We start from the raw sequence: 11,404 nt of genomic DNA, 5'->3' as shown, positions 1-11,404 counted from the left end.
GTTTATTACAAACGAGAAATATCGTTGAGCAGCGCAATTCCCATTAACATCAGCAGAACGAAGGCTCCGATTTTAAAACCTGTCTCCTGCGCTTTCTCAGAGACCGGCCTGCCGGTGAGAAGTTCCACCACAAGATACATTAAATGGCCGCCATCCAAAATAGGCAGCGGCAGTAAATTTACCACGCCGAGGTTCACACTAATAAGTGCCAGGAAGGATAAAAATGCAATAAAACCAAGGTCGGCACTGTTACCTGCGCCCTGGGCTATCGAAATTGGTCCGCTTAAATGCTTCACCGACACGTCGCCAAACAGCAGTTTTTCTACCATCGAAAAACTCAGCCGTACCAGCTGCCATGTCCGCACCATCCCCTGCCATACCGCATCTACCGGGCCATAACGCTGCTCAAAAAACATTGAATCTTCAAGCGGTTGCACCTTTGGTGCCACCCCTAAAAAGCCCTGATGAAAGCCATCACTGGTTTCACGGCTCTCCGGGGTTACCATCAGCGCCAGTGTACTGCCATCACGCTCAATCAGCATAGGCACAGCTTTGCCGGGATTATTCTGGATAATTTGTACCAACTCATTCCAGTTCTTTAATTGCACTGCAGCTGCGGCAATAAACTTATCCCCCGGCTGCAGGCCTGCTTTGGCTGCCGCTGAGTTTTCGGATAAGTTGCCCACTTCCAACAACGGTATCGCTTGTTTGGGGGTCAGACCCAGGCTTTGGAAAATAGAATCTTTATCCGGATCAAACCGCCACTGGGTTAAATCCAGCTGATAATGACTGCGGCTGTCGCTATCAAGCGGCTTGACGGTAACAGTCACTGCATCACGGCCAATCTGGCCAATCAGCATCAGGCTCACCGCCTGCCAGTCACGCACTTCTTCATCGTTAATAGCGACAATCTGCTGGTTGGCAGGTAACTGCGCTGCAGCTGCTATCGAGTTGGGGGTTACATCGGCTACTACAGGTTTTAACGTCGGCACCCCAATGATATACATCAGTGCCAGCACCAGAATGGCAAAAATAAAGTTCGCCATAGGACCAGCCGCAATCACAGCCATGCGCTGCAGCACGGTTTTATTGTTAAAGGCTAAATCTGAAAACTCCGGCAACACAGGGTCAACCCGTTCGTCGAGCATCCGCACATAACCGCCCAGCGGAATGGCCGCTATCACAAATTCGGTGCCTTGTTTATCACGCCAGCTGTACAGGGTTTTGCCAAAACCTATCGAAAACCTTTTCACCAGGATGCCGTTTTTACGCGCCACCCAAAAATGGCCAAACTCATGCACTGTCACCAGCAAACCCAGTGCCAGCACAAAAGCAAATAAATTCCAGATAAAATCGGTCACAACAATACACTCCCAAGCTCAGTGCTGGTAAAACGACGGGCTTCCTGATCAAGCGCCAGAATATCTTCAAGCGACTGCGCACTGTGGCTGGCAAAACGACTGAGCGCTCTGGCATTAAGCACACTGATATCGGTAAAACGGATCTGGCCCTGTAAAAAAGCTTCAACCGCAATTTCATTGGCGGCGTTTAGTGCAGTCGTTGCGCCCTGTCCATGACGGCAGGCATCAATAGCCAGCTGCAAACAAGGATAACGGGCCGGATCTGGCTTGCTGAAGGTAAAATCAGCCACCTCAAAAAAATTCAGAGGTTTAACATTGCTGGCAATACGCTGCGGGAAGGCCAGCGCATGAGCGATAGGCGTGCGCATATCTGGATTGCCGAGCTGCGCCAGCACAGAGCCGTCGCTGTATTGCACCATCGAATGGATAATACTTTGTGGATGGATCACCACCTGAATATCGTCGGCACTGCAGTTAAATAACCAGCGGGCTTCGATAAATTCCAGGCCTTTATTCATCATAGTGGCGCTGTCGACCGAAATTTTCCGGCCCATACTCCAGTTCGGATGAGCAACAGCCTGCGCCGGTGTAATGGCGTCAAAGTCAGTCAGCGGCGTTTGCCGGAACGGACCACCACTGCCAGTCAGCAGAATTTTGGCAATACCGGCAGCGGCTAAATTACTCTGATAACAGCTGCGCTGAATAGCTGCAGGCAGACACTGGAAAATAGCGTTATGTTCGCTGTCGATTGGCAGCAAGGTGGCCTGATGTTGTTTCACGGCGTTAATAAACAACTCACCGCTCATCACCAGCGCTTCTTTATTGGCCAGCAGCACTGTTTTACCCTGCTTCACTGCGGCAAGCGTCGGCAATAAACCGGCAGCCCCCACAATAGCGGCCATCACAATATCGGTCTGGACATGCGCTGCCAGATCGGCAAAAGCCTGTGCCCCATAGAGCACCTGAGTTAAACTGCCAGCAGCTTTGAGTTGTTGCTGTAATGCTGCTGCATCCGTCGCATCCAGCACTGCGGCATACTGCGGCTTAAACTGCAGACACTGCTGCAATAATTTATCAATCTGCCGCCCGGCGGTCAGCGCAAATACGGCAAAACGTTCCGGATGCTGCGCTATCACATCTAAGGTGCTGCAGCCAATAGAACCGGTCGAACCTAAAATGACTACCTGACGCGACATTAAAACCGACCTAATAAAGCAACAAAAAGCGCAAACAAAGGTGCCGTTGCCGTCAGACTGTCAATGCGGTCCAGAATGCCACCATGACCCGGGAAAATACTGCCGCTGTCCTTGAGGCCCGCCACCCTTTTAAACATACTTTCGGATAAATCGCCAAACACCGACAGTAAAGTTAATAATAAGGCAGCCAGATACCAGTACAGTACACCTTCCGGCCATTGCATAGTGGCAGCCACTGCAGTGACAAACAGCATCACAAAAGTCAGCCCACCCAGCATACCTTCCAGTGTTTTGCCAGGGCTCACGTCCGGCATCAGTTTGCGTTTGCCAAAAGGTTTACCCACCAGATAACCGCCGACATCGGCCGCCCAGACCAATCCCAACAAGGCAAAAATCAGCCAGGCACCGGTAAAAGCAGATTGTTCGTAATTGACGTGACGCAGCAACCATAAAGCCGCAAAACTGGGCACTAAAGTGAACCAGCCCATCAGTGCTTTTAATAACTTATTGTGTTGCCATAAATTTTTGCTGCGGCTAAAACTCAACACCAACAACACCGCCAACAACCACCAGCCGATTCCTGTCCAGAGCAGCGCCTGTGCCGCGCCATTGCTTTGTACAGGCCAATACAGGTTCAGGGGTAAGGCCTGATAACAAATCAGATACCAAAGTGCAGACCCTGTTGCAAAACTGGCTTTCTGGCCCAGGCTGCTCCAGCCACAAAAAGCCGCCCATTCCCAGGCGGCAATTACAAAAGCTGCACCTAAAAACAGCGCAAAACCAACAGGTGGCAAATAAAACACTGCACAAAGCGCCAGGGGCGCCAGGATCAGAGCAGTGATCAGACGTTGTTTAAACAAACTTATTGTCCTTCTGTGGAGCCTGCAGCCAGCTCACGGATTTGTGCGCCGGTGCAACCAAAACGGCGCTCACGGCGGACAAAACTGGCAATAGCATCAGCAAACACCTGGTCGTCAAAATCCGGCCATAAGGTGTCAAGAAAACATAATTCGGCATAAGCGGCCTGCCACAGCAAAAAGTTGCTGATGCGGATATCGCCGCCGGTGCGGATCATTAAATCAAGTTCTGGCTGATCGTGCATCTGAATATGCTGACTCAGCAGTTGTTCGGTAATATCAGCAGCTTTTAAGGTACCGCTCTCAACCTGTTGCGCCAGTTGCTGCGCCGCATTGGCAATATCCCAGCGCCCGCCATAATTGGCCGCCACATTCAGTGTTAAACCTGTGTTGCCGGCAGTCAAGGCCTGGGCTTTGGCAATACTTTCTTGCAATCCCGGGCTAAAGCGCGATAAGTCACCAATAATATTCAGCCGCACCTGATTTTTGTGCAGCACTTTGACTTCCTGTTGCAGCACAAATAAAAATAACTGCATCAGACTGGAGACTTCATCTTCTGGACGGCGCCAGTTTTCACTGGAAAATGCAAATAACGTCAGCGAAGGAATGCCTAATTTACGGCAAAAACTCACGGCTTTACGTACAGCGTCAACGCCCTTTTTATGGCCCCAGACCCGCGGTTTTCCCTGGCGCTCGGCCCAGCGGCCGTTACCATCCATAATAATTCCGACATGTTGTGGCAAAGCGCTGTTAAACGCTTGTGTCTCTTCTGTCATCAATGCCTGCCAAATCTGCTGTTATAAATAATTTACCCGAACAAAAAAGCGCCGCGAAGTGGAGCTGCACGGCGCTTTGTTTACAAAGCAATGGCTGGAATTAAACTTCCATTAATTCTTTTTCTTTGGCTGCCAGTACTTCGTCGACTTTTTTCACCCAGACGTCAGTGATTTTCTGAATTTCTTCAGCAGCACGACGTTCATCATCTTCACTGATTTCTTTTTCTTTTAACAGCGCTTTTAAATCAGCGTTGGCGTCACGGCGAATGTTACGCACTGCAACACGGGCACCTTCAGCTTCACCACGCACAACTTTGACCAGGTCGCGACGACGTTCTTCGGTCAGCGGTGGCAATGGCACACGAATAGAAGTACCGGCACCAATTGGGTTTAAACCAAGGTCTGATTGCAGAATGGCTTTTTCTACCGCCTGGATCATTGAACGGTCAAATACAGTGATCATCAGAGTGCGGGCATCTTCAGAAGACACGTTGGCAACCTGACGCAGTGGTGTGTCAGCACCATAATAAGACACCGAAATACCATCAAGCAGGCTTGGATGGGCGCGGCCGGTACGGATTTTAGATAATTGGTTTTTCAGCGCTTCCACGCTTTTTTCCATCCGGACTTTACTGTCTTTTAAAATATCGTTAATCACCTGATTCTTCCTTTGTGTTGTAAAGGGCACAGCGAACCGTGCCCGGGCAGGATGGCGGCTAGTTTACTGCAAATTTTCGGCGTGGTCGATTACCGTGCCTTCGCTCTCGCCCATAATGACGCGTTTTAACGCACCAGGCTTATTCATATTAAACACGCGGATTTGCATATTGTGATCACGTGCCAGCGTAAATGCGGCTAAGTCCATCACTTTCAGTTCTTTATCCAGCACTTCGTCATAAGTCAGCTGGCTGTATAAAGTGGCGGCCGGGTCTTTCACCGGATCAGCAGAATACACACCGTCAACTTTGGTGGCTTTTAAAACACAGTCGGCTTCAATTTCAATACCACGTAAGCAAGCGGCTGAATCTGTTGTAAAAAATGGGTTACCTGTGCCGGCAGAAAAAATAACCACCCGGCCAGATTTGAGTAAGCTGATGGCTTCTGCCCAGCTGTAGTTGTCACACACGCCGTTTAGTGGGAAAGCACTCATCAGACGGGCGTTGACAAAAGCACGGTGCAGCGCGTCGCGCATCGCCAGACCGTTCATCACAGTAGCCAGCATCCCCATGTGGTCACCAACAACGCGGTTCATGCCGGCTTTGGCCAGACCTTCACCACGGAAAATATTGCCACCGCCAATCACAATACCAACCTGCACACCCAATTCAACCAGCTCTTTAATTTCCTGTGCCATGCGGTCTAACACTTTGGGATCAATACCAAAGCCTTCATCACCCATCAGGGCTTCACCGCTCAGTTTTAATAAAATTCTTCTGTAGGTTGGTTTTGGACTTGTGCTCATGAGATCCCCATCAGGCCGGATTGAAAATTCATCTGTATACATGGTTGCGGTTTCCTTGTTGGCAGCCCCACCTGTGTTGGTGTGACTGCTGCAGTCCGCAGCAGTTAAAGCGCTGCAGTGCAGGCTCAGCGGCTTTGCAGCCTCAGACAAACGTGACCGGTATTGTGCCGGAGCGCTTGCTTCAATTTTGCCGAAACCTCTGGTTTCGCAACTTTCAATTATAAAAAAACCGCGACTGGCAAAGCCAAAGTCGCGGTTATTTTAGCGGGTTTTAGCCATTAGCTAAAGCTCGCATTATTTTTTAGCAGCAGCAATTTGTGCAGCTACTTCAGCAGCAAAGTCTGTTTCTGCTTTTTCGATGCCTTCGCCTACTTCTAAACGAATGAAGCTCACAGCTTTAGCACCGTGTTGCTTCAGGAAGTCACCGGTGGTGATGTTAGGATCCTTAACAAAAGCCTGACCAGTTAAAGAAACTTCACCGGTGAACTTTGTCATACGACCTGCAACCATCTTCTCAGCGATTTCTTTTGGCTTGCCGCTGTTGATAGCGATTTCGATCTGAATTTCCTGCTCTTTAGCAACCACTTCAGCTGGCACTGACTCAGGCGTCAGGAATGAAGGGTTGTTGGCAGCAACGTGCATAGCAACGTCTTTCGCGATATCTTCGTTACCGCCTTCCAGTACCACTAACACGCCGATACGGCCTGAGTGCGTGTACTGACCAATCACGTCACCCTGAGCTACAGAGATACGACGGATATTGATGTTTTCACCAATTTTGGTCACCAGAGCAGCACGGGCTTCTTCAACAGTAGCATCACCCAGCTTGGCAGCTGACAGCTCTTCTACAGTGAACAGTTTGTTAGCGTGAGCCAGGTCAGCAGCAGCGTTGGCAAAAGCCAGGAAGCTGGCGTCACGGCCTACGAAGTCTGTTTCACAGTTAAATTCGATGGCAACAGCATAACCACCGCCAACGCGCGTGATCACAGTACCTTCAGCAGCGATACGGCCAGCTTTCTTGGCAGCTTTGGCCTGACCGTTTTTACGCATTAATTCGATTGCGCCTTCGATGTCACCTGCAGTTTCTTCTAACGCTTTTTTGCAGTCCATCATGCCAGCGCCAGTGCGCTCGCGTAATTCTTTTACCAAACCGGCAGTTACAGCCATGGGAAATTCCTCGTTTCAATCAGGTTGAACAAACAGGGGCCGTAGCCCCTGTCCAGATTAAAAGGTGATTGCAGACTGCAGATGACAGTCTGCATACAGCTGTATTACTCAGCTGCAACGAAGTTGTCGGCTTCAGCCTGAACTTCGATGTTTTTATCACGGCCTTCAACGATAGCTGCGTTGATAGCACTCAGGTACAGTTGGATAGCGCGGATAGCGTCATCGTTACCTGGGACAACAAAGTCAACACCTTTTGGATCAGAGTTGGTATCAACGATAGAAACAACTGGGATACCCAGGTTGTTTGCTTCTTTGATAGCGATGTGTTCGTGGTCTGCGTCGATCACAAACAGAGCATCAGGCAAGCCGCCCATGTCTTTGATACCGCCTAAGCTCTTCTCCAGCTTTTCCATCTCGCGGGTACGGTCTAAAGCTTCTTTTTTAGTCAGCTTGTCGAAAGTACCGTCCTGGCTTTGCGCTTCCAGGTCTTTCAGGCGCTTGATAGATTGACGAACTGTTTTCCAGTTAGTCAGCATGCCACCTAACCAGCGGTGGTTTACATAGTACTGATCAGATTGCAGAGCTGCTTCTTTGATCGCTTCTGAAGCTGCGCGCTTGGTACCAACAAACAGGATTTTGCCTTTTTTAGCAGCAACTGACTGAATGAAAGCCAGAGCGTCGTTCATCATTGGAACAGTTTTTTCCAGGTTGATGATATGAACGCGGTTACGGGCGCCGAAAATGAATGGCTTCATTTTTGGGTTCCAGTAACGGGTTTGGTGACCAAAATGTACGCCCGCCTGGAGCATATCGCGCATTGAAACTTTTGCCATCAGAGTATTTCCTTTTTGAGGGGTTAGGCCTCCATACACCCCATAAATCCGACCAATTTTCATTGGCACCCCGGCTTATGTGACGATGTATGTGTGTTATTTAATTAAGGTTGATTTGCAAATCCGGTATTTCATTTGCAGTATTTTCGAAAAAAACCACAAGCTATTTGCCAAATTGCGGCGCGCTTTATACCATAGGCGCCCCATAAACACAATGTATTGTGTAGTTTTGCAGCAGAGAGAGATGGCATGGCGGCGAACATTAAGACCCCTGAACAGATTGAAAAAATGCGTGTTGCAGGCCGCTTGGCAGCTGAAGTGCTTGAAATGATTGAGCCTCATGTCAAAGCGGGTATCAGCACCGGCGAACTGGACCGGATTTGTCATGACTATATCGTCAATGTGCAACAGGCCATCCCTGCTCCACTGAATTACCACGGTTTCCCCAAGTCCATTTGTACTTCGGTTAACCATGTGATTTGTCATGGTATTCCGGCCGACGACAAGCTGCTCAAAGACGGCGACATCGTCAATATCGATATCACAGTGATTAAAGATGGTTACCACGGTGATACCTCAAAAATGTTTGTGATTGGCAAACCCAGTATTCTGGCCGAGCGGCTGATCCGTGTCACTCAGGAGTGTTTGTACCTGGGCCTGAAAAAAGTGAAAAACGGCTGCCGGTTAGGTGACATTGGCCACGCTATTCAGGTGCACGCGGAAAAACACAATTATTCGATAGTGCGTGAATATTGTGGCCACGGCATTGGCGCTGTGTTTCATGAAGATCCACAGGTATTGCATTATGGTCGCCCTGGCACTGGTGAAGTACTCAAAACCGGCATGTGTTTAACGGTAGAGCCGATGATCAATGCCGGTGATCGCCACAGCAAATTGTTAAAAGACGGCTGGACGGTTGTCACGAAAGATCGTAGTTTATCTGCTCAGTTTGAACACACTATCGTAGTGACAGACACGGGCTGTGAAATCCTGACTTTGCGCAAGGATGACACTATCGACAGAATTCTGACGGCCGAATAAAACGCCGGCAGCTCCTGACCGGACTGCGGCCATGAAGCTTCAACAAGCTGGCCGCAGCGATCAGCAAGGGTAACAAGTTATGAGCACGGCGCTCGCTTTTGATCAGACTATACCGGGCCACTTTACCCTCGACGGCTATAAAAAATACTTCAGCGACTTTCTCGACTGGCTGAAAATTGCCGCCGACAGCCACACTGTGGCCAGTCTGGTGCGCGCCCGTGCCCGTTTTATTGACGAAGTGCTGCAAGCTTTATGGCTACACTTTGATTTATCCTCACAATCACAGCTCAGCCTGATTGCCGTTGGCGGTTATGGCCGTGGCGAGTTGCACCCCTTTTCTGATGTGGATTTGCTGATCCTGACCGGCAGCAAGTTAAATAAAGCACAGCAGGACAATATCGGTCTTTTTATTACCATGTTGTGGGATTTACGTCTTGAAGTAGGCCACAGCGTGCGCACCATCAAAGAATCTTTAAGCCTTGGCCGCGACGATATCACCATTGCCACCAATCTGATGGAAATGCGTTACCTCTGTGGCAATGCCGCCTTATTTAACGAGCTGCAACAGGAAGTTGGCAAAGATAACTTCTGGCCCAGTAAAGACTTTTTCCAGGCCAAACGCCACGAACAACAAGGCCGCCATGCGCAGTACCATGGCACGGCTTACAACCTTGAACCTAATTTAAAAGCCAACCCCGGTGGTTTACGGGATATTCAGACCATTGGCTGGGTGGCCAAAAAACACTTCCGTACCCGCACCATGCACGAGCTGGTGGCGCATCAGTATCTGACTGAAGATGAATACCAGGAACTGATGGAATGTGAAGCCTATTTATGGCAAATGCGTTTTGCTTTGCATTTAGAAGCGGGTCGCAACGAAAACCGCATTTTGTTTGATTATCAGCCCTCCGTTGCCCGTCGCCTCGGTTTTGGTGATGACGGCAAAACCTCGGTTGAGCGCATGATGAAAAGGTTTTTCCTGACGGTACAAAGGGTCAGTGAACTGAACGACATGCTGCTGCAACACTTTGAAGGCAGCATTTTAAAAAGCCACAGCAAGTTTAAGGTGCAACCGCTGGATGACTCTTTTGAGATTCAGGGCCACTTAATTTCCGCCACCGACAAAGCGGTGTTTGCCAGACGCGACAATATTCTGAAGTTATTCTGGCATATTGCCAATCACAACCAGATTGACGGTATTCACTCTGAAACCATCCGGCTGCTGCGCCAGGTGCGGCGCCGTTTGATGGGTGATTTGCAGGATTATGCCGCTTGTCGTCAATTGTTTATGGCCATTATGCGCCACCCCAAGGGCATGGACAGAGCCATTACCCTGATGCACCGTCACGGTATTCTGGCCGCGTATTTACCGCAATGGCGCAATATTGTGGGCCAGATGCAGTTTGATTTATTCCACGCTTACACTGTGGATGAACATACCCACAGGGTGCTAAAAAACCTGCACAGGTACAGCGAGCCCGAGTTTGCCAGCGAGTTTCCGCTTTGCACCGACATCGTGAAACGGCTGGAAAAACCTGAGCTTTTGTATTTAGCCGGTATTTTTCATGACATTGCCAAAGGCCGCGGCGGCGATCACTCAGATCTAGGCGCTATGGACGCACGCGAATTTGGCAAACTGCATAAACTCAGCGAGTTTGATACCAAACTCATTGTCTGGCTGGTCGAACAACATTTGCTGATGTCGGTGACAGCACAGCGCCGCGATATTCACGACCCTTCGGTTATTGCCGAATTTGCTGAAAAAGTGCGCGACGAAACCCGGCTGAACTATCTGTATTGTTTAACTTTGGCTGATATCCGCGCCACCAACGATAACCTCTGGAATGACTGGAAAGGCTCATTACTGCGTGAATTGTATTTAGGCACACAAAAGGCGTTTCGCCGGGGCCTGGAAAAACCGATGGATTTACGCGACCAAATCCGCGAACACCAGACTGAAGCTTTACGTTTATTGGCCGACAGCGGTTTTAGCGAAGCACAAATCAGCCCCTTGTGGAGCAAGTTTAAAGCCGACTATTTTGCCCGTTATAACCCAAGACTGATTGCCTGGCATACTGAACATCTGCTGCAGCATACTGATTTTACGAAACCATTGGTGTTAATCAGCCCCACAGCCATGCGTGGTGGCACCCAGATCTTTGTTTATACCGCCGACCAGCCGAACCTGTTTGCCCGGATGGTGGCCGCGCTTGACAGCAAAAAAGTCAGTATTTACGACGCCCAGATCATGACCAATAAAGATGGTTACGCCATGGATACCTTTGTGGTGCTGGAGCAAAACGGCGCAGCTGTCACTTCGGCTTCGCGCATTAGCAGCATTAAAAAAGCGCTGGAAACTTATATCAGCAACCAGCTGCCGCCGGAGCGTAATAAAGCCAGACCGAATAAACAGTTAAAAGCTTTTCATGTGCCGCCTAAAGTGGTGTTTTTACCCGGTAAAAACAAACAGCGCACTATGCTGGAGCTGGCCGCTTTAGACACGCCGGGTTTATTGGCCGATATAGGCCAGGTATTTGCCCAGTGTGAAATTAATATTCACGCCGCCAAAATCACCACCATTGGTGAGCGTGCCGAAGACTTTTTTATGATTTCCACCCGCCAGGACGAGGCGCTGAGCAGCGAACAACAAAGTCAGCTGCGCCGCGTGCTGGTGGAACAACTTACCCATGCAACAGAGGGCTAACGCACCA

At 49.6% G+C, this 11,404-nt stretch carries 10 protein-coding genes; 2 read left to right on the top strand and 8 right to left on the bottom strand.

The genetic code is table 11. The features are described 5' to 3' along the window. Positions 1-5: 5 nt before the first annotated feature. The 8 genes from rseP to rpsB form a co-directional block, all read right to left on the bottom strand. Positions 6-1,361 (bottom strand): sigma E protease regulator RseP, encoded by a 1,356-nt coding sequence (gene rseP / locus V7P87_RS12090; protein ID WP_333797650.1) that lies wholly within the window; start codon positions 1,359-1,361, stop codon positions 6-8. Further along, complete coding sequence (gene ispC / locus V7P87_RS12085) at positions 1,358-2,557, bottom strand: 1-deoxy-D-xylulose-5-phosphate reductoisomerase (RefSeq protein WP_333797649.1); 1,200 nt, start codon at positions 2,555-2,557, stop codon at positions 1,358-1,360. Before ispC ends, rseP begins: the two co-directional genes overlap by 4 nt. Then, the gene (locus V7P87_RS12080) at positions 2,557-3,417 is read right to left on the bottom strand and encodes a phosphatidate cytidylyltransferase (RefSeq protein ID WP_333797648.1); all 861 of its coding nucleotides are present in this window, start codon (positions 3,415-3,417) and stop codon (positions 2,557-2,559) included. Before V7P87_RS12080 ends, ispC begins: the two co-directional genes overlap by 1 nt. A 2-nt stretch (positions 3,418-3,419) precedes the next feature. Beyond that, positions 3,420-4,190, bottom strand: coding sequence for a polyprenyl diphosphate synthase (uppS, locus tag V7P87_RS12075; RefSeq protein ID WP_296299141.1), 771 nt, complete (start codon positions 4,188-4,190; stop codon positions 3,420-3,422). A gap of 100 nt (positions 4,191-4,290) precedes the next feature. Then, a complete protein-coding gene (gene frr, locus V7P87_RS12070; protein ID WP_296299143.1) occupies positions 4,291-4,848 on the bottom strand; it encodes a ribosome recycling factor in 558 nt (185 codons plus the stop codon). Positions 4,849-4,911: 63 nt separating this feature from the next. Beyond that, positions 4,912-5,652 carry a UMP kinase gene (gene pyrH, locus V7P87_RS12065; RefSeq protein ID WP_260657240.1) on the bottom strand — a complete coding sequence of 247 codons (741 nt, stop codon included), beginning with the start codon at positions 5,650-5,652 and terminating at the stop codon, positions 4,912-4,914. A 294-nt stretch (positions 5,653-5,946) separates the two neighbouring features. Beyond that, positions 5,947-6,819, bottom strand: a complete 873-nt coding sequence (tsf, locus tag V7P87_RS12060; RefSeq protein WP_260657241.1) for a translation elongation factor Ts — start codon at positions 6,817-6,819, stop codon at positions 5,947-5,949. A gap of 104 nt (positions 6,820-6,923) precedes the next feature. Beyond that, the gene (gene rpsB, locus V7P87_RS12055) at positions 6,924-7,652 is read right to left on the bottom strand and encodes a 30S ribosomal protein S2 (protein WP_333797687.1); all 729 of its coding nucleotides are present in this window, start codon (positions 7,650-7,652) and stop codon (positions 6,924-6,926) included. Between the two features lie 249 nt (positions 7,653-7,901). On the opposite strand from rpsB, the gene map reads away from it, so the two are divergent. Further along, the gene (gene map, locus V7P87_RS12050; RefSeq protein ID WP_333797647.1) at positions 7,902-8,693 is read left to right on the top strand and encodes a type I methionyl aminopeptidase; all 792 of its coding nucleotides are present in this window, start codon (positions 7,902-7,904) and stop codon (positions 8,691-8,693) included. Between the two features lie 79 nt (positions 8,694-8,772). Continuing rightward, positions 8,773-11,397, top strand: a complete 2,625-nt coding sequence (gene glnD / locus V7P87_RS12045) for a [protein-PII] uridylyltransferase (protein ID WP_333797646.1) — start codon at positions 8,773-8,775, stop codon at positions 11,395-11,397. Positions 11,398-11,404 lie beyond the last annotated feature (7 nt).

The sequence above is a fragment of the Rheinheimera sp. genome (assembly GCF_036782235.1).
In the GTDB taxonomy this organism is placed as follows: Bacteria; Pseudomonadota; Gammaproteobacteria; order Enterobacterales; family Alteromonadaceae; genus Pararheinheimera.
The sequence above is the reverse complement of the archived record's forward strand: the minus strand, read 5'-3'. Positions and strand labels throughout refer to the sequence as shown.

Bases quoted from the DNA above. Each gene is read 5' to 3' on its own strand.
- glnD (WP_333797646.1), top strand. From the start codon at position 8,773: ATGAGCACGGCGCTCGCTTTTGATCAGACTATACCGGGCCACTTTACC.
- pyrH (WP_260657240.1), bottom strand. From the start codon at position 5,652: ATGAGCACAAGTCCAAAACCAACCTACAGAAGAATTTTATTAAAACTG.
- map (WP_333797647.1), top strand. From the start codon at position 7,902: ATGGCGGCGAACATTAAGACCCCTGAACAGATTGAAAAAATGCGTGTT.
- uppS (WP_296299141.1), bottom strand. From the start codon at position 4,190: ATGACAGAAGAGACACAAGCGTTTAACAGCGCTTTGCCACAACATGTC.
- rpsB (WP_333797687.1), bottom strand. From the start codon at position 7,652: ATGGCAAAAGTTTCAATGCGCGATATGCTCCAGGCGGGCGTACATTTT.
- tsf (WP_260657241.1), bottom strand. From the start codon at position 6,819: ATGGCTGTAACTGCCGGTTTGGTAAAAGAATTACGCGAGCGCACTGGC.
- ispC (WP_333797649.1), bottom strand. From the start codon at position 2,557: ATGTCGCGTCAGGTAGTCATTTTAGGTTCGACCGGTTCTATTGGCTGC.